The following is a 19,023-nucleotide window of genomic DNA, read 5'->3' on the forward strand; positions in this document are numbered from 1 at the left end:
CCCCCCCCCCCCCCCCCCCCCCCCCCCCCCCCCCCCCCCCCCCCCCCCCCCCCGCTACCACATGTCGGCGTTACGGCAGTTCGGCCCGCGCCTGGTCCAGCAGGATCCGGTCGGCCTTGGACAGGCTGGCCTCGTCGAGCAGGTCCGGGCGGCGCAGCCAGGTCCGCAGCAGCGACTGCTGGCGGCGCCAGCAGGCGATGGCCGCGTGGTTGCCCGAGCGCAGCACGTCCGGGACATCGCCCCATTCATGGTGTGCCGGCTGGCTGAAGTGCGGGCAATCCAGCAGCCCCTGCGGGCCTTCGAAACTGTCCTGGGCGGCAGACTCGGCGTCGTTCAAGGCGCCTTCCTGCAGCCGGGTAACGGCATCCACGATCACCGCCGCACCCAGCTCACCGCCGGACAGGACGTAATCGCCAATCGAGATTTCCTCGCTGACCTCAGCCGCCAGGAAGCGCTCGTCCACGCCTTCGTAGCGCCCGCACAGCAGGATCATGCGCGGCAGCGCGGCCAGTTCCCTGACCTTGGCCTGGGTCAGCGGCTTGCCCTGCGGGCTGAGGTAGATCACCGGGGCCGGCGCCGGGTCGGCAGCCTTGGCCGCAGCCAGACAGGCCCGCAGGGGCTCGATCAGCATCACCATGCCCGGTCCACCACCGAACGGACGGTCGTCCACCCGGCGATAGTTGCCCTCGGCGTAGTCACGCGGATTCCAGCCATGCAGGTGCAGCAGGCCGCGTTCAGCGGCACGGCCGACCACGCCGAGCGCGGCCGACTGCGCCATGAACTCCGGGAACAAGGTGATGACGTCAATGCGCACCGGTCAGAACTCCGGGTCCCAGTCAACGATCACCAGGTTGGCGTCGAAATCCACCGATTTCACGAAGTCCGGCTGCACGAACGGGATCATCCGCTCGCGGTCACCCTGTACCACCACCACGTCGTTGGAGCCGGTCGAGAACAGGTGCGACACCCGGCCCAGTTCGACGCCCTCAACGGTGCGCACCTGCAGGCCTTCCAGATCGACCCAGTAATACTCGTCGGCCTTCGGCGGCGGCAGCGCGCTGCGCGCTACATAGACTTCGGTCCCGTACATCGACTCGACCACGTCGCGGTCGGTGACACCGGGAAACACCGCTACCAGATGCTTGCCGGACTGACGTCCGCGCGCGCCGGTGAGGGTGCTCTCCTGGCCGGCGGGCGAGCGCAGGATCCAGGGCTGATAGTTGAAGATGGCGGTACGCGGCTCGGTCCAGGACTCGAGCTTCATCTCGCCTCGCACACCAAAAGCGCCGACAATCCTGCCCAGCAGGATGCGGCGCTCGGTATCTTTCATCTGTATATGCCGACGGGCCGCGCCAGGCGCGGCCCTTCAGGATCAGGCCGCAGCGGCCTGGGCCTTGGTCGCTTCCTTGTACAGGTTGCGAACCTTGTCGGTCAGCTGGGCGCCGTTGGCGACCCATGCGTCGACCTTCGGGATATCCAGCACGATGCGGGCTTCGGCGCCCTGGGCAACCGGGTTGTAGTAACCCACGCGCTCGATGTTGCGGCCGTCACGCGCGCTGCGCGAGTCGGTCACGATGATGTGGTAGAACGGACGCTTCTTGGCGCCGCCGCGGGTCAGTCGGATCTTGACCATGGTGTTGCTTCCTCTGTTGCCCAGTCGCCAGGATGGCGCGGTAAGCCGGCGATTATAGCGGCGGGGTCGGGGCATTCCAAGCCCAGCGGGGCATTTGAAGCTGAACGGGGCCTTGTGGGCCGGCGGCCGCGGCGTTGCGGCGCCGCACGACCAACGGTCGTGCGCTACCGGTCCGCGTCTCCGCCGTTGGAGACGGCCGTCGGTCCGCGTCTCCGTGGTAGGGCACGACCGTTGGTCGTGCCGCCTTACGCCAGAGGCTGCCACCCCTGCCCGCCCAACGTGGCCAACGCCTTCTGCGCCAATGCCTCGGATTCCGGGAACCGGTGATCATCAATGCTGGCTATTGGCCATACGCCGGAGGCGTTGAGGCCGATGGCGGCATCGAACCTGCCCAGCTGCTCCAGGCTCACCGCCTCCAATGTCGGTGCCCCGCCCCACCCCGCCTGCAGCAGGCGCTCATGGGTGCCGCGCAGCGCCGGTGCCTGTGGCCACACCACCTCGCCGTTGCGCGCGAACGCCACGTTCCAGGTGGTGCCTTCGCTGACCAACCCGTGCGCATCCACGAACAGCGCATCGTCGAAACCGGCCTGCAGCGCCTGGCGTCGATGCTGGAACAACGCAAAGGTGCCTACATGTTTGAGGTGCGGCAGCTCGCGCTGGTAGCGCACGCTGCACACGCGTCGCGGTGATGAAGGGGCCGATGCCGGCGGCGCCACCGCGACCAGCACGTCCACCGGTACCGGCTGCAGCGGCTGGCGGAAATCGAACGCGCGGGAAAACACCGTTACCCGCAGCGAGGCATCGACCATGCCTTCGGCCTGCAGCGCGGCGTGCATCCAGGCCTGCACCTGCGTGCCATCCAGCGTGCTGCCGAACAGTTCCCCGGTGCCCTGGCGCAAGCGCCGCAGGTGCAGGTCCAACCCCTGCACCGCACCGCCGCGCACCTGCAGGGAGCTGAAATGACCGTAGTTGACCAGTGCGCCGGCCAGTTCGTCGGCGCTGGCGCGATGGCCGTTGCAGTACACGCTCATCCCAGCAACCCGCGCGCGTCGGCCCACAGCGTCCGCAGCACGTCGGCCGCCGGCGTGTCGGGCGCCATCCAGGCCGATTGCCCGGCCCACGCCTGCATCGCGTCGATGCGGTGTTCGCGGTTGGCGTGGGCGCGCATCGGCGCGGTCAGGCCGCGCTGCACCGGGTACGGGCGCGGAGGCGGTGCGGATGGGTCGGCGGCTGCTCGTACATACGGCGTGGCAAGCCCACGGCCGAGCCGGCCGCTGAAGGCGCGGGTCGGCCAGGTGTCTTCCGGTTCGGCGGCAGCCAGTGCCTGCGACCAGGCCGGATCGATCGCGCATTCGGGCGTGCGCAGGAAGGCGGTGCCGATCTGCACTGCGCTGGCACCGAGCATCAGCGCGGCGGCGATGCCGCGGCCGTCGGCGATGCCACCTGCGGCGATCACCGGCACCTGCAGGCGGTCGGCCAGGCGCGGCACCAACGCGAACAACCCGACCAGCTGGCGTTCGGCCGCCGCCGGGTCGAAGGCGCCACGATGGCCGCCGGCCTCAAAGCCCTGCGCGACCACCGCATCGGCACCGGCCGCTTCGGCAGCCAGTGCTTCGGCCAGGGTGGTGGCGCAGGCGAACCAGGCGATGCCGGCGTCCTTCAGGCGCCGCACCTGGACGGCGTTGAAGACGCCCATGATGGTGGAGGCGACCGCAGGTTGCGCGGCGATGAGCGCATCGAACTGCGCGTCGAAATCGGCCGGACCGGCATCGGCCGCGTCTATCGGTACCTCAGGGCCCCACTGCGCGAGAAACGCACGGGTGGCGGCTTCGGCGGCGGGATCACGCACGGGCGCAGGGTCCGGGATCCACACATTGACCTGCGCCGGGCCGGAGGACTGGGCGCGGAAGGCGTCCATCCAGGCCACGATGTCCTGCGGCTGCGAAAGGACCGCGCCCATCGCACCCATGCTGCCGTGGTTGGCCAGCACGGCCGACAGCCTCACCGGGCAGGCGCCGGCCATCGGGGCCAGCAGGATGGGGGACTGCAATGAAAAACGCCGACAGAAGCTGTCGGCGCGTTCAAGGATTCGCGGGTCGGTCATGCGGGGCGCACCTTGGGGTCGACCTTTACAGTCTACGCCGGGTGCTGCGTGGACACGCATGGCGTGTCCCTACGTATTATCGCCGCATGGCGCGGGCTCAGCGGAACGGAAGGCCGCCGCGGCCGCCCATGGCGCCCATCATGCCCTTCATGCTGCGCATCATGCCCTTCATGCCGCCGCCGGCCATCTTGCTCATCATCTTTTCCATCTGCTGATACTGCTTCATCAGCTTGTTGACATCGGCCGGGGTCAGCCCGGAACCGCGCGCGATGCGGGCGCGGCGCGAGCCGTTGAGCAGGCCCGGGTTGCGGCGTTCCTTCTTGGTCATCGAATTGATGATGGCGATCATGCGCGGCACTTCCTTGCCCTGGCTGACCTGCTGCTTGAGGTGCTCGGGAATCTGGCCCAGGCCCGGCAGCTTGTCCATCAGCCCGCCGATGCCGCCCATGTTCTGCATCTGCTCAAGCTGGTCGCGCATGTCGTTCAGGTCGAACTTCTTGCCCTTGGCCACCTTCTCGGCCAGCTTCTGCGCCTTGTCCTTGTCGACCTGCTGCTCGACCTGCTCCACCAGCGACAGCACGTCGCCCATGTCCAGGATGCGGCTGGCGATACGGTCCGGGTGGAACACATCCAGGCCGTCCGGCTTTTCGCTGACGCCGACGAACTTGATCGGCTTGCCGGTGATGTAGCGCACACTCAGCGCTGCACCGCCACGGGCGTCACCGTCGGTCTTGGTCAGCACCACGCCGGTGAGCGGCAACGCCTCACCGAAGGCCTTGGCGGTATTGGCCGCGTCCTGGCCGGTCATGGCATCGACCACGAACAGGGTTTCGGCCGGGTTCACCGCCGCGTGCAGGGCCTTGATCTCGGCCATCATCGCGTCGTCGATGGCCAGGCGGCCGGCGGTATCGACCAGCAGCACGTCCACGAACGACTTGCGTGCATCATCAATGGCCGCGCGCACGATGGCTTCCGGCTTCTGGTCGGCGCTGGACGGGAAGAACAGCACACCCACCTGGTCGGCCAGGGTCTTGAGCTGCTCGATCGCGGCCGGACGGTACACGTCGGCCGATACCACCATCACCTTCTTCTTGCGCTTTTCCTTCAGGTGCTTGGCCAGCTTGCCCACCGTGGTGGTCTTGCCCGCACCCTGCAGGCCCGCCATCAGGATGATGGCCGGGGCCGGCACGTTGAGGTTCAGGTCGGAGGCGGCCGAGCCCATCACGGCGGTCAGCTCGTCGCGCACGACCTTGATCAGCGCCTGGCCCGGGGTCAGCGACTTGAGCACTTCCTGGCCCACCGCGCGCACCTTGATGCGCTCGACCAGGGCCTGCACGACCGGCAGGGCGACATCGGCTTCCAGCAGCGCGATGCGCACCTCACGGGTGGCCTCGCGGATGTTTTCCTCGGTCAGGCGACCGCGGCCACGCAGCCGCTCGATGGTGCCGGAGAGGCGCTGGGTCAGGGACTCGAACATGGAGGCAACCTGTTCAGAACGAAAGACAATGAGACGCACAGTATAGCGGGTCTGCTGCACTCCCCTGAGGGGCCGGGGGTATGCGAAACTGACACGATGACAATCGTTCTCATCGCCACCCTGCTCTACCTTGCCGCCACCGCCCTGCTGGTGCGCGCGGTGGTGCGCGATGACGCCAACCGCTTGCCGATCTGGCTATGGCCGGCGGTGCCGGCGATGGTCCTGCACGGCAGCTACCACGCGCTGGTGGCCCTGCACACCAGCGGCGGGCCGGACATGCACTTCTTCGCCGCGCTGTCGCTGGTGGGGCTGGGCATGGCCTGGCTGACGTCGCTGGTGGCCGCGCGCGGTCGGATGGCAGCACTGGGCGTACTGGTCTTTCCGATGGCTGCGGCGGTGCTGTGTGTCTACCACGGCCATGGGCATGCTCCGAGCCGTCCGCTGGGCTGGCAGCTGGCGACGCACGCCTGGATGGCGCTGCTGGCCTACGCCACCCTGAGCGTGGCCGCGCTGCTGGCGATCATGCTGTGGCTGCAGGAACGCGCCCTGCGCCGCCGCGATTTCCGGCCGTGGCTGCGCGCCCTGCCGCCATTGGCCGACCTGGAAGCGCTGCTGTTCCGGGTGATCGCGGTGGGGTTTGCACTGTTGACCCTGACCCTGGTCACCGGCGTGCTGTTCGTCGACGACCTGCTTGCACAGAAGCTGGTGCACAAGACCGTGCTGAGCGTGTTGTCCTGGATCGTGTTCGGCACCCTGCTGATCGGCCGCCGCCGGTATGGCTGGCGCGGCGCCAAGGCGGTGCACTGGACGCTGACCGCGATGGCGCTGCTGCTGCTGGCGTTCTTCGGCAGCCAGTTCGTGATCGAACTGGTGTTCGGGCGCGCACGCTAGCCGATAGCGGCGGCGCGCCCGGTCCAGTGCTCAGAGACCGTAACGCGTTATCACGTCAAGGTGCCGCTGCTCGTCCTGGCCACAGGCCTCGGCAAGGCGCAGCCAACACATCCGATGCGGCCACTCCGCCGTTGCCTCCAGCAGGAACTGGTGCAGTGCCAGCGGTGGCTCGTCCAGTGGCTGGGCCACGGTGAACAGCACCCCCGGCTGGGGCACCGCATCCCCTTCGCTGTCGGTGAGCTGATAGTCATCGGCGCTGTGGGCCCACACTTTCCAGCCACGTGCCTTGACCGCGTCGGAGAAGATGGCCCATGCATCTTCCCCCGGGTGCACGCCGTCGACCAGCCAGCTCGCCGCATGGCCACCGCTCTCGAGCAGATGGACTTCGGCATGGGTTGGCATGAAGCGGCTGCGCTCCGCCTCGTCTTCGGGAACGGGGTGCACCAGCTCGGCATCGAACACCACCCAGTCGTCGACCCGCTGGCGGCGGTGGGCCGGCGCGTTCTCCACGATGCGTGCCGTCACCGGGCCGGTGCGCCGCGCGTAGTACTCGGTCGGCTCGCCAGAATCCATGCAACGGATGATCACCCAGCCGAAGTCCTCTTCGACAGGCCCCTGCGTGCTCTCCAGCTGCATGCCGATGGCGGCCGCCGACGCGCGCACGGCCTCCCAGTCGCGCGCGGCGCTGGCCGCGGTCATGTGGTCCCAGTGCGCACTGCGCGGTTCCTCCAGCACTTCGGTGAGGTGGCGGTACTGCGTGGCAGCGTCCTGGAAGCGGTGCATGGCCATCAGCGCCATCGCCAGCAGGTTGCGCGCGCCGTGCGATCCCGGCGAGGCCGCAAGCAATGCCGAGCAGGCGTGCTCCAGCGCGGTCCAATCGGACAGCTTGTGGGCCATCTGCGCCTGGCACCACAGTGCGAATACCGGCACCTGCGGCTGGTAGTGCCGCACCAGCCGGTCAAGCCCGGCCTGGTCGCCGCGCTGCACCAGCAGCCGCATCAACGAGTAGGCCGGCGCAGCATCCTGGTGCGCATGGCGATCAACGAACGCCCACAGCAACGCAATGGCTTCATCCTCGGCCCCGCAGGCATTGAGCGCCGATGCAGCCACGTCCAGCATCTCCGCATCGTCGGGCCGTGCCGCCACCCCCTGCAGCAGCCACTGCGCTTCGCGCTCCGGGTCACGCCCTTCCCCGTTCCCGCCCTGCTCGACCAGCCAGCCCAGCAGGGCTTCGGCGGGCACGGGCAAGGCGGGTGCTGCAGGGGCGGCACCGATGCGTGCGGCCATCGCCGCCACGGCCTGCGCGGCGCCGCGGTCCTGGCGCAGCCTGCCCAGGTGTTCCCGGGCCAGCGCCAGGTGGCGTTGCGCGGTCCACACCGCGCCACGCTGCAGCGCCATGTCCACGCACAACCCCGCGATCTCGATCACGAAACGGTGCGCGCCGACCTCGGCGTAGTGCGCCAGCGTCGCGCTGAGCCGCCGGCCCAGGTCCCAACTGTTGCGCTCGGGCGCGTTGCGTACCAGCAGCGCCACCGTGTGTGCCCACATGCGGCGGTAGTTGGGCGACACCTGGTGCCAGGGCACCAGCGCTTCCAGCGCCTCGTCATCGCGCCCCAGCTGGGCCAATGCCCACGCGCGCGACAGCCTGCGCGGCACGGTGCAGTTGGCCGGCTCGGACTCGCGCTCGGCATCCACCTCGGCCTGGCGCTGCTCGATCAGCGTCAGTGCCTCGGCGGCGCGGCCGCTGGCAAGAAGGATCTTGATGCGCATTTCCGGAAAGCTGTCGTAGACCTTGCGGCCATGTGCCAGCACGGCGCCGGCCTGCACGTCCAGATAGTCCAGCGCGCCCTGCGGGTTGCCATCGTCAAGCAGGGCGTCGGCCTTTTCGCAGCTCAGGCACTGGAAGCACGCCCAGCTCGGGTCGATCCGCGCCAGCGTTTCCTCGCACACTTCCACACGTTCAGGCACCCAGCCCGGACCATCGATGTTGCCGTAGCAGGCGGCCAGGTCCTGGGTGACGCACACGGACTGCGGGCACTCCACGGTATCGGCGCGGTGCGCGCGCTCGAACAGCGCCACGGCGTCACCCAGCGCCGATTCGCCTTCCAGCCGGTTGCCGACCCGGTTGCGCATCTCCCAGTGGCCGACGAACACTTCCAGCCATGGATTGCCCAGCGTCTTGCCGAGCGCACGCGCTTCGGGCAGCAATGCATCGACGCGATCCATGCGCAGCTCGCAGACCTCGTCGGTCAGCCGGGTCAGCAGCTGCGCGCTCTGCGCCTGCCCTGCCTCACCCAGATCGTCCTGCAGTTTTTCCACCCAGTTCCAGATATCCATGCGGTAATGCCGTCCTTTGTCGCCTGATGTTGTAGAAGGGAAGTGTCAGCGCGGCTGCAGCATCTGCTGCAGCGCATCGGCGATGTCGCCGAAGGCGCGATTGAGATCGCCGCTGGCCATGCCGCCGTCCTGCGTGCGCCCCTGGGCGCTGACGATCACCTTCAGCGAGCGGAGCAGGCGTGCTGCGGCCTCGGCCTGCGGGTTGCCGGCACGCATCGCGGCCAGCAGGGCGTGCACGGCGGGGTTGTCCAGGTTGAGGTACAGGCGCGAGGGTGCGCGCGCGGCGATGCGGGCGGTGAACTGACGTGCGAGCCGCAGCGCCGCCATCGAAACGCGCTTGTCGTTCTCGTCGTCTTCCAGGCGCCGCTTCAGTTCGGCCTCGCGATCGGGCACCACGACCACCGGCAGCGCGGCCGGGCTGAAATGCGCCGGCAGCAGCTGTTCGCCGTCGCCCAGGTGCGTCCGCAGCCAGGCCAGCTCGGCCTCGGGCAGGGTGTCGGTACGGAACAGCGCGCGATTGCCCTGTTCGGTACCCAGCTCCACCAGGCGCATGCCCTTGGCCTGGGTCCAGCGTCGGAGGAAAGGGACCACCGCGTACCGGTTGCCATGCGCCACCGGTACGCCCATCGCACGGAACAGCATTTCCTCGAAACCACCGCCGCTGTCCAGGATCACGTGCACCGCACCGCGCGACGGCAGTTCGCTGGCCTTGATGTCGCCGTGCGAGCTTGGCACGCGCACGTGTTCGAGCAGCAGCTGGAACAGGCGGTCGTCGCAGAGCGACGCCCCCAGCAGTGCCTCGTTGTGTCGGGCCAGGATGCGCCGCCACGCTTCGGGCTGCTGCCGTGCAATGTCCACCAGCCCGTCAATGAGCGCCTCGCTCAAAGCATGCTGGACCGCGTTGTAGGTTTCATCACGCTGCAGGTCCTCACGGCTCGCGGTGGGGGTGAGCCGGCCGGATTCGATCACCCCGCCGATGAAACCGGCCCACGGCGGCAGCAGGTCGCGCGCGTCGTCATCGAGCAGCATCCCGCGCACGAATACGGACAGGTTGCGGTTGTCGCTGGTGCCGTAGGTCGCGCCGTCCTGCACCCACAGCAGCCCGACCGCATCGCTGCCGCCTTCGGCGCGCAACGGCATGCAGGCGATCGGCTCGAAGCTGCGCTCGAAGTGCGCAGCAAACTCCAGCGCGCGCCGCTGCGCCTGCAGCGGATGCAGGACCACGCCGGCCTGCGGGCGCCACGGCGGCGGCTCGGGGTTGATCGCCTGTGCATCCTGGCCGACGTGGATCGGTTCGCCCAGCAGCGCGCAGTAACGGCCAAGGATCTCGCGCAGGTTCTGCTCCTGCGCCAGGTGCACGTAACTGCCATGCAGTTCAAGAACCACCTCGGTTCCCACCGCGCGCGCAGGGATTGGCGACACCGTGTACTGCTCGGCGTTGCTGGATACGTAGCAATGGCCCAGGCCGGGCTGCTGGTAGGAGGTGGTCCGCACGGTCACCCGGCGCGCCAGCACGAACGCGGAGAGGAAGCCCAGCCCGAACATCCCGATCAGGCCTTCATCGTCTTCACCCGCCTGGCGCAGGCCGCGGGTATAGCCCACCCCGACGGTGGCCAGGTAATCGTGGATTTCCTGCTGGGTCAGGCCAGCACCGGTATCGATGATCCTTACGATGCCGTTGACGGCATCGCCGTGCACTTCGATCCGGCCCGCCTCGTCCCAGCCAGCCTGCTCAAGGCGCCGCCGCACCAGTGAATCGTGCGCGTTCTGTACCAGTTCGCGCAGGGCCACCACGGGGGTGGAATACAGGTGCTTGCCAAGTACCGTCATCAATCCATTGAGGTCGACACCGGCGCGGCGGATCTCGCTGGCGCCCTGTGCCTCCAGGGAAGTCTCGTGCATGTAATCGTTTTCTCCGTCAGGAACGGAAAACTACCACAGCGTGGCCGCGCATTGCCTGCGCGGCGGCGCACTGGAAACGCCGGATTCAGATGGCGTCGATGGCCTCGGACAGGCGCTCTACCGCGATGACCTCCATGCCTTTCACGCTGCCGGTCTTGGGTGCATTGGCCTTTGGCACGATGGCACGCTTGAAGCCGTGCGTGGCCGCTTCGCGAAGGCGGTCCTCGCCGTTCGGTACCGGGCGGATCTCGCCGGACAGGCCCACTTCGCCAAAGGCAATCGTCTTCTCCGCCAGCGGGCGGTCCTGCAGCGAGGACAACACCGCCAGCAGCACCGGCAGGTCCACTGCGGTTTCCTGCACGCGGATGCCGCCCACCACGTTGACGAACACGTCCTGGTCGCCCACCAGTACCCCGCCGTGTCGATGCAGTACCGCCAGCAGCATCGCCAGGCGGTTCTGTTCCAGCCCCACCGCCACGCGGCGCGGATTCGACAGCGGCGAGGCATCCACCAGCGCCTGCACTTCCACCAGCAACGGCCGGGTGCCTTCGCGGGTGACCATCACGCAGCTGCCCGGCTGCCGGGTGCTGCCGCCGGACAGGAAGATCGCCGAGGGATTGGACACTTCCTTCAATCCCTTCTCGCCCATCGCGAACACGCCCAGCTCGTTCACCGCGCCGAAGCGGTTCTTGAACGCGCGCAACAGCCGGAAGCGACTGCCGCTCTCGCCTTCGAAATACAGCACCGCATCCACCATGTGCTCGAGCACGCGCGGGCCGGCAATGCCGCCTTCCTTCGTCACATGCCCCACCAGGAACACGGCCGTGCCGGTTTCCTTGGCAAAGCGCACCAGCCGCGCCGCGCTTTCCCGCACCTGGCTTACCGAGCCGGGCGCGGCGGTGAGCGATTCGGTCCACAGGGTCTGCACCGAATCGGCCACGATCAGCTTCGGCCGCGCCGCGCTGGCGTGCTGCAGGATGGCCTCGACCTGGGTTTCGGCGAGTGCGTTGACGTTGTCCAGCGGCAGGTCCAGCCGCACCGCGCGGCCGGCCACCTGCGACAGCGACTCTTCGCCGGTGATGTACAGCACCGGCAGCGTGGCCGCCATTTTCGCCACCGCCTGCAGCAGCAGGGTCGACTTGCCGATGCCCGGGTCACCGCCGACCAGCACCACCGCGCCCTCGACCAGGCCGCCCCCCAGCACGCGGTCGAATTCGCCGATGCCGGTGCTTACCCGGAGGTGCTCGGTCTGCTGCACGTCCTTGAGCGCCATGATCTTCGGCGCATCGACCTTGCCGGCCCAGCCCGAACGGCGCGCGGCCGGTGACTTGGTGGCCGCCGCGCTTTCCAGCGTGATCTCGCTCAGCACGTTCCAGGCGCCGCACTCGGTGCACTGCCCCTGCCACTTGCTGTATTCCGCGCCGCATTCGGTGCACACGTAGGCGGTAAGCCGCTTGGCCATGTCAAATCCAATTCATCGTCTGTCGGGCAGGATAGCCGAGCCGCGTCGCAGCAACCGAGACCTGCGCCCGACCGCCCGCTGAACGCCCCCGCTCAACCTTGTGCCGCCCCGGCCGATACCGTGGCGGGCGCACGCGCCTTTTCCCTTCCCCACGTCACCCCAGGCTTCTCCATGACCGGCACCTACAGCCAGAGTCTCGTCTTCTTCTCGCTGCTGGTTGCCATCCTCGCTTCGTATACCGCGCTGGACATGGCCGGTCGGCTGGCCAGCACCGAAGGCCGCGTGGCCCGCTGGTGGCTGGCCGGAGGCGCTGCCGCCATGGGCCTGGGCATCTGGTCCATGCACTTCGTGGGCATGCTTGCTTTCCACCTGCCGATCCCGGTCGGCTACGACCTCGCCATTACGCTCTATTCGCTGGCCGCGTCGGTAGGCGCATCGGCCTATGCGCTGTGGCTGGTGTCGCGCCCGGAACTGCCGTGGCCGCGCCTGGTGGCGGGCGCGGTGCTGATGGGGCTGGGCATCGCCTGCATGCACTACCTGGGCATGGCCGCGATGCGGATGCAGCCTGGCATCGACTACGACCCGCTGTGGTTCACCGCTTCGCTGCTCATTGCCATCGTCGCGGCCGGCGCCGCCTTGTGGATCGCCTTCCGGCTGCGCACCCAGCAGCGCCGTACCGGGCTGCTGCGCGGGGTAGCCTCGCTGGTGATGGGCCTCGCCATCGTGGGCATGCATTACACCGGCATGGCCGCCGCCAACTTCCCGGAAGGCAGCATCTGCGGCGCCGTGTACGCCAATGGGCTGGATACCAAGTGGCTGGCGGTGCTGGTCATCGTCACCACCCTGGCCACGCTGGGCATCGCGCTGATCGCCTCGCTGTTCGACCGCCAGATGCGAACCCGCACCGGCCTGCTGGCCGATTCGCTGGCCCAGGCCAACGAAAAGCTGCTGCAGGCCGCGCTGCACGACCCGCTCACCCAGCTGCCCAACCGCATGCTGCTGCAGGACCGCATCGAACAGACCATCGAAAAAGCCAGGCGGCGCAACTTCAGCTTCGCGGTGATGTTCTGCGACCTGGACGGCTTCAAGGCCATCAACGATGCCTACGGCCACCAGCTCGGCGACAAGCTGCTCATCGAAGTAAGCCAGCGCGTCAGCGGGCTGCTGCGCGCGCAGGACACCTTTGCCCGGCTGGGCGGCGATGAGTTCGTCATCGTGTTCCAGCTGGACGTGCCCGAGGATGCAGCCGTGGTAGCCGAGCGCATCATCGCCAGCGTGGGCGAGCCGTTCGAGATCGACACGCTGGAACTGCAGGTGACCGCCAGCCTGGGCATAGCGCTTTACCCCACCGATGCCACTACCGAACGTGAGCTGATGGCGCACGCCGATGCGGCCATGTACCACACCAAGGACTCGGGACGGAACGGCTATACGTTCTTCACCGAAGCGATGCACGTGAGCGCCAACCGCCAGCTCAAGCTGCTGCAGGAACTGCGCCGGGCGGTGCAGCGCGATGAAATGGTGCTGCACTACCAGCCGAAGTTCCGCGCCGATGGCGGCGGGTTGATCGGCGCCGAGGCGCTGGTGCGTTGGCAGCACCCCGAACTGGGCCTGCTGGGGCCGGATACCTTCATTCCGATTGCCGAGCGCAGCGGGCTGATCCTGCCCCTGGGCGACTGGGTGCTGGACCAGGCCTGCGCGCAGCTGCGGCAGTGGCATGACGCCGGGCACGCGGGGTGGTCGATGGCGGTGAACCTGTCGCCGCTGCAGTTCGCCTCGGCGTCGCTGCTGGAGACAGTAAAGAAAACCCTGCAGCGCCACGATCTGGCCCCGCACCACCTCACCCTGGAAGTGACTGAAACCACGGCCATGCAGGATGTGGAAGCCAGCCTGCAGATCCTGCACGGGCTGACCGCGATGGGGGTGAACATCTCCATCGATGACTTCGGCACGGGCTATTCCAGCCTGCTGTACCTCAAGCGCATGCCGGCCACCGAACTGAAGATCGACCGCGCGTTCGTGCGTGACCTGGAGGACAACGCCGAAGATGCGGCGATTGTGTCCTCGATCATCGCGCTGGGGCGTTCGCTGCAGCTGCAGATCGTGGCCGAAGGGGTGGAAACGGCCGGCCAGCGCGATTATCTCAACGCCATGGGCTGCGACCTCCTGCAGGGCTACCACCTGGGCAAGCCGGTGGCCGCCGACGAGTTCCTGCGCAACGCCGCATAGCCGGCAGCGGTAGGGTCGGTCATCGTGCTGGAACGACTGACCAACAAAAAGGCCGCCCCTTGGGGCGGCCTTTCTGCGTGCATGCGGTCGGTGGACCTCAATGCATCATGTGCACGTTCATGTTGTGCATCACCCACAGCGTGCCGGCGACGATGATGCCGATCACCACCACGGTGAAGGCCGCCGCGCTGACGTTCCAGCGCTGTTCCGACGAACGGTTCAGGTGCAGGAAGAAGATCAGGTGCACGAAGATCTGCAGGATGGCCGCCACCACGATGATGACGCCCGTGGTGAAGACCGGCAGGCCGCCCTTCATCACCGCCCAGAAGGGAATGATGGTGAGCACCGCAGCCAACAGGAAACCGACCAGGTAGGACTTGACGCTGCCGTGGCTTTCGCCGGCGGCGCCATGACCGTGGTCGTGTGCGTGATTGTCATGTGCGGCCATTACAGCGCTCCCTTCAGGTAGACGACGGAGAACACGCCGATCCAGATCAGGTCCAGGAAGTGCCAGAACAGGCTCAGGCACGCCATGCGGGTCTTGTTGGTCGGGGTCAGGCCGTTCTGCTTGATCTGGATGAACATGATCAGCAGCCACAGCAGGCCGGCGCTTACGTGCAGGCCGTGGGTGCCGACCAGCGCGAAGAACGCCGACAGGAACGCGCTGTGGCCCGGACCGTAGCCCTCATGGATGAGGTGGTTGAACTCCCACACTTCCATGACCATGAAGCCGAAGCCCAGCAGCCAGGTCAGGCCCAGCCACAGGTACATCTGGCCAACCTTGTGCTTGTGCAGCGCGATCATGCCCAGGCCGAAGGTCAGCGAGGACACCAGCAGCAGCGTGGTTTCCCACGCTACGAAGGTCAGGTCGAACAGGTCCTTCGGACCCGGGCCACCGTTGGTGCCGCCGGCCAGCACGATATAGGTCGCGAACAGGCTGGCGAAGATGAGGCAGTCGCTCATCAGGTACACCCAGAAACCGAAGACGGTGTTCTCGCCGGTGTCGTGGTGTTCGTGGTCGTCATGGCCATGGGCCGCCGCGTGTGCGGCGTGCCCGTGGTTCACGTTGTTGGCGATAGTGCTGCTCATGCCTGCAACTCCGATTTCACCAGACCCTGCGCCTGCAGGTGACGGCGGTGCTCATTTTCGATCCGCTCCACTTCGGCAGCCGGCACGTAGTAATCCACGTCCTTGTCGAAGGTGCGCCAGATGAAGGTGCCGATCATGCCGATCATGCCAACGATGGCCAGCCACCAGATGTGCCAGATCATCGCGAAGCCGAACACCAGGCTGAAGGCGCCGATCACCACACCGGTACCGGTGTTGCGCGGCATGTGGATGTCGGTGTACCTGGCCGGGCGCTCCCACGCCTCACCACGCTGCTTGCGTTCCCAGAAGTCGTCCAGCTCGGTGACCTTGGGCAGCGAACCGAAGTTGTAGAACGACGGCGGCGAAGAGGTTTCCCACTCCAGCGTACGGGCATCCCACGGATCACCGGTCAGGTCGGCGGTCTTCTTGCGGTCGCGGATGGACACGGCCACCTGGATGATCTGGCACAGGATGCCGGCGCCGATGATGAACGCACCGACCATCGCAATGACCAGCAGCGGCTGGTATTCCGGGTTCGGGTAGCTCTGCATGCGGCGGGTCATGCCCATGAAGCCCAGGATGTACAGCGGCATGAAGGCCACATAGAAACCGATGAACCAGCACCAGAACGCGCGCTTGCCCCAGGCCTCGTTGAGGCGGAAGCCGAACATCTTCGGCCACCAGTAGGTAATGCCGGCGAACATGCCGAACACCACGCCGCCGATGATGACGTTATGGAAGTGGGCGATCAGGAACAGGCTGTTGTGCAGCACGAAGTCGATGGCCGGGATCGCCAGCATCACGCCGGTCATGCCGCCGATGGTGAAGGTGACCATGAAGCCGATCGTCCACAGCACCGGGCTGGTGAACTGCACGCGGCCGCGGAACATGGTGAACAGCCAGTTGAAGATCTTCACGCCGGTGGGAATGGAGATGATCATCGTCGTGATGCCGAAGAAGGCATTGACGTTGGCACCCGAACCCATGGTGAAGAAGTGGTGCAGCCACACGATGAAGGACAGCACGCCGATGGTGGCCGTGGCGTACACCATGCCCTTGTAGCCGAACAGCGCCTTGCGCGAGAACGTGGCGATCACTTCGGAGAACACGCCGAAGGCCGGCAGCACCAGGATATAGACTTCCGGGTGACCCCAGATCCAGATCAGGTTGATGTACAGCATGGCGTTGCCGCCACCGTCATTGGTGAAGAAGTGCGTGCCCAGGTAACGGTCCAGGGTCAGCAGCACCAGGGTGACGGTCAGCACCGGGAAGGCGGCGATGATCAGCACGTTGGTGACCAGCGCGGTCCAGGTGAACACCGGCATGTGCATCAGCTTCATGCCCGGGGTACGCATCTTCAGGATGGTAATGAAGAAGTTGATACCGCTCAGTGTCGTACCTAGACCTGCTACCTGCAGGCCCCAGATGTAGTAATCGACACCTACCCCTGGACTGAACTCCTTGCCCGACAACGGCGGGAAGGCCAGCCAGCCGGTCTGCGCGAATTCACCCACGCCCAGCGAGATCATCACCAGGCCCGCTCCCGCCACGAACAGCCAGAAGCTGAGCGAGTTGACGAACGGGAAGGCCACGTCGCGTGCGCCGATCTGCAGCGGCACCACCACGTTCATCAGGCCGGTGATCAGCGGCATCGCCACGAAGAAGATCATGATCACGCCATGCGCGGTGAAGATCTGGTCGTAGTGGTGCGGCGGCAGGAAGCCTTCGGCGCCGTTGGCGGCGATGGCCTGCTGGGTACGCATCATGATGGCGTCGGCAAAGCCGCGCAGCAGCATGACGAAGGCGACGATGAGGTACATCACGCCGATCTTCTTGTGGTCGACTGAAGTGAACCACTCCTTCCAGAGATAGCCCCAAAGCTTGAACTTGGTGATCAGGGCCAGCACGAGCAGGCCACCGATCCCCGCGCCAACCAGCGTGGAGATGATGATCGGGTCGTGCGGGATGTCAGCGAATGTCAGTTTGCCCAACGGATTCATGCTTATTCTCCCGAGCCTGCGTGGCCGGCGTGACCGGCGGCGGCGTGCTCGTCTGCAGTGTGTTCGGCATGGTCGGCCGGCATGTCATGGGCACCGGCCGGCATCTCGTGGCCTTCGTGGCTTTCGCCCGCAGCGCCGTGCGACATGCCCTTGTGATCCATGGCCTTGTGGTCCATGCCGTAGTGCTGGTTGTCACCCATGTGGCGGGCAACGACCCAGTCGAACAGACCGGTTTCAGTGGTACCGAAGTAGGTCACCGGGTGCCAGTCGTGGTTCTTGTCGGCCACCAGCGCGCCAAAGGCAGCCTGGTCCATCGGGGTGCTCTGCGCACGCACCTTGGCCAGCCATGCCTGGTATTCGGCTTCGGTCACCGAGTTGGCGTCGAAATGCATCTTGCTGAAGCCCGCGCCGCTGTAGTGCGAGGACATGCCCGGGAACGTACCGGTCTCGTTGGCGATCAGATGGAGCTTGGTCTCCATGCCGGTCATCGAGTAGATCATGCTGCCCAGGTGCGGGATGAAGAAGGCATTCATCACCGAATCGGACGTGATCTTGAAGTTCAGCGGGGTGTTCACCGGGAAGGTGATTTCGTTGACCGTCGCGATGTTCTCTTCCGGGTAGATGAACAACCACTTCCAATCCAGCGAAATGGCTTCAATCACCACCGGCTTGGTCTGCGAGTCCAGCGGACGGTACGGATCCAGCGAGTGCGACGAACGCCAGGTCAGCACGGCCAGCACCAGCACGATCATGCACGGGATCGACCAGACGACCACTTCGATCGCGGTGGAATGCGACCACTTCGGCTCATAACGGGCCTTGGTGTTGGAGGCGCGGTACTTCCAGGCGAACGCCAGGGTCATGATGATGACCGGCACGACGACCAGCAGCATCAGCACGGTGGCCGTGATCAGAAGGGTCTTCTGATCGTGGCCGACCTGGCCCTTCGGGGCCAGAATGGCCGAGCTGCAGCCCGTCATGAACACGGACAACGCGAACAGCAGGCCCGGGCGCAGCCAGCGCCCAAGGGATTTCAACGGAATCATCGGTCGATCCAATTGCGTAGGGAATGCCTTCTCAAGCGCGCCCCTCCGGCCAAGGCCGGGTGTACCGGTCCCAGGGGAGCGGCACGGAGGACGTTCATGTCAGCCCCGTAATTTTATGCCGTCACGCACCATTTAAGAAGGGCATTGACAATGATCTGGCGCAGGAAAGGCCCGGAAACGGCTGCGACACGTTGTCGCACTGCGCGCGCACTGCCCGGATCGGCACATCAAGAACGTCATGTATAGACATGAATCGTTCACGGCGGCGATCGGCGCCACCGGCCCAGCCCGCCTGCCCGACCCACTCGAACCCGCCCTCGCGCGCACTCGGGTACACCCCGGACGAACACCGGACCGCCGGGCCGGGCACGGGCACACGGTCGCCGGACACCGGGCCGCCTGGCGCCGTAGGGTCGGTTCCCAAACGACTGCCCTCGCACCACCCACACCCGGTAACGCATGAACCCCGATCAAAACCGCTCTTGATCTCACCCGCCCCACCCGCCATTCCGCGCCCACCGGACCGATTACGACGCCCCGAAACGCCCTCAAACCAAATGATGCACGTCGGCGAAAAACAATTTTTGTGCCTTTGCTCACACACAAACGACGCATTTCCCGCACTTCCGTGCCGCACCCGACACCAGTAGATAAAGCCTACTGAAATCGCGAACCCAACAGACACAATCGATTTCGCTTCTTCGTCGTCCGCGGGCAAGGTTCTCCCCGGAGCTCAAAACTCCGGTGAGCCAAAATTGAGGATGTCCCATGTCGGGAGGGTGGCTAATACAAGACCCCTCACGGGGGAATACACCCGCCGTCTGGCTTGCACGGTTTTGACCTCCCGACGCCC

15 protein-coding genes are annotated in these 19,023 nt (G+C 66.6%); 2 read left to right on the forward strand and 13 right to left on the reverse strand.

What is annotated here, in order from left to right:
- Positions 1–70 precede the first annotated feature (70 nt).
- From trmD to ffh, 6 genes are all read right to left on the reverse strand, one after another.
- Entirely contained in the window at positions 71–814 is a 744-nt protein-coding gene (gene trmD / locus ACTJI4_RS11525) for a tRNA (guanosine(37)-N1)-methyltransferase TrmD (RefSeq protein ID WP_440869429.1), read from the reverse strand.
- Between the two features lie 3 nt (positions 815–817).
- Positions 818–1,330 carry a ribosome maturation factor RimM gene (rimM, locus tag ACTJI4_RS11530; RefSeq protein WP_440869430.1) on the reverse strand — a complete coding sequence of 171 codons (513 nt, stop codon included), beginning with the start codon at positions 1,328–1,330 and terminating at the stop codon, positions 818–820.
- A gap of 42 nt (positions 1,331–1,372) precedes the next feature.
- Positions 1,373–1,633, reverse strand: coding sequence for a 30S ribosomal protein S16 (rpsP, locus tag ACTJI4_RS11535; protein ID WP_068850278.1), 261 nt, complete (start codon positions 1,631–1,633; stop codon positions 1,373–1,375).
- A 245-nt stretch (positions 1,634–1,878) separates the two neighbouring features.
- Complete coding sequence (locus ACTJI4_RS11540; RefSeq protein WP_440869431.1) at positions 1,879–2,664, reverse strand: aminotransferase class IV; 786 nt, start codon at positions 2,662–2,664, stop codon at positions 1,879–1,881.
- On the reverse strand, positions 2,661–3,737 hold the full coding sequence (locus ACTJI4_RS11545) for an NAD(P)H-dependent flavin oxidoreductase (protein WP_392915805.1): 1,077 nt from the start codon (positions 3,735–3,737) through the stop codon (positions 2,661–2,663). Before ACTJI4_RS11545 ends, ACTJI4_RS11540 begins: the two co-directional genes overlap by 4 nt.
- Positions 3,738–3,834: 97 nt before the next feature.
- Positions 3,835–5,214, reverse strand: coding sequence for a signal recognition particle protein (ffh, locus tag ACTJI4_RS11550; protein ID WP_440869432.1), 1,380 nt, complete (start codon positions 5,212–5,214; stop codon positions 3,835–3,837).
- A 96-nt stretch (positions 5,215–5,310) separates the two neighbouring features.
- Here ffh and ACTJI4_RS11555 point away from each other — a divergent pair, with 96 nt between their 5' ends.
- Entirely contained in the window at positions 5,311–6,105 is a 795-nt protein-coding gene (locus ACTJI4_RS11555; protein ID WP_440869433.1) for a cytochrome C assembly family protein, read from the forward strand.
- Positions 6,106–6,135: 30 nt separating this feature from the next.
- Here the strand turns inward: ACTJI4_RS11555 and ACTJI4_RS11560 are convergent, their stop codons facing one another.
- The 3 genes from ACTJI4_RS11560 to radA all read right to left on the reverse strand — a co-directional run bounded on the left by ACTJI4_RS11560 (position 6,136) and on the right by radA (position 11,806).
- On the reverse strand, positions 6,136–8,442 hold the full coding sequence (locus ACTJI4_RS11560) for a hypothetical protein (protein ID WP_440869434.1): 2,307 nt from the start codon (positions 8,440–8,442) through the stop codon (positions 6,136–6,138).
- A gap of 45 nt (positions 8,443–8,487) precedes the next feature.
- Positions 8,488–10,344 (reverse strand): ATP-binding protein, encoded by a 1,857-nt coding sequence (locus ACTJI4_RS11565; RefSeq protein ID WP_440869435.1) that lies wholly within the window; start codon positions 10,342–10,344, stop codon positions 8,488–8,490.
- 85 nt (positions 10,345–10,429) lie between these two features.
- Positions 10,430–11,806, reverse strand: a complete 1,377-nt coding sequence (gene radA, locus ACTJI4_RS11570; protein ID WP_282245979.1) for a DNA repair protein RadA — start codon at positions 11,804–11,806, stop codon at positions 10,430–10,432.
- Between the two features lie 171 nt (positions 11,807–11,977).
- On the opposite strand from radA, the gene ACTJI4_RS11575 reads away from it, so the two are divergent.
- Positions 11,978–14,035 carry a putative bifunctional diguanylate cyclase/phosphodiesterase gene (locus tag ACTJI4_RS11575; protein ID WP_392915789.1) on the forward strand — a complete coding sequence of 686 codons (2,058 nt, stop codon included), beginning with the start codon at positions 11,978–11,980 and terminating at the stop codon, positions 14,033–14,035.
- A gap of 97 nt (positions 14,036–14,132) precedes the next feature.
- On the opposite strand, the gene cyoD is transcribed toward ACTJI4_RS11575, so the two are convergent.
- Genes cyoD through cyoA form a run of 4 tightly spaced genes read right to left on the reverse strand, consistent with a single transcriptional unit; the run spans position 14,133 to position 18,170 of the window.
- The gene (gene cyoD, locus ACTJI4_RS11580) at positions 14,133–14,483 is read right to left on the reverse strand and encodes a cytochrome o ubiquinol oxidase subunit IV (protein ID WP_282245983.1); all 351 of its coding nucleotides are present in this window, start codon (positions 14,481–14,483) and stop codon (positions 14,133–14,135) included.
- The gene (cyoC, locus tag ACTJI4_RS11585; protein ID WP_392915785.1) at positions 14,483–15,124 is read right to left on the reverse strand and encodes a cytochrome o ubiquinol oxidase subunit III; all 642 of its coding nucleotides are present in this window, start codon (positions 15,122–15,124) and stop codon (positions 14,483–14,485) included. The genes cyoD and cyoC overlap by 1 nt, the downstream gene beginning before the upstream one ends.
- Complete coding sequence (gene cyoB, locus ACTJI4_RS11590; protein WP_392915782.1) at positions 15,121–17,124, reverse strand: cytochrome o ubiquinol oxidase subunit I; 2,004 nt, start codon at positions 17,122–17,124, stop codon at positions 15,121–15,123. The genes cyoC and cyoB overlap by 4 nt, the downstream gene beginning before the upstream one ends.
- Before the next feature lie 2 nt (positions 17,125–17,126).
- A complete protein-coding gene (gene cyoA / locus ACTJI4_RS11595; RefSeq protein ID WP_392915779.1) occupies positions 17,127–18,170 on the reverse strand; it encodes a ubiquinol oxidase subunit II in 1,044 nt (347 codons plus the stop codon).
- Positions 18,171–19,023 lie beyond the last annotated feature (853 nt).

This window comes from Stenotrophomonas sp. 22385, from assembly GCF_052045085.1.
Classification (GTDB): domain Bacteria; phylum Pseudomonadota; class Gammaproteobacteria; order Xanthomonadales; family Xanthomonadaceae; genus Stenotrophomonas.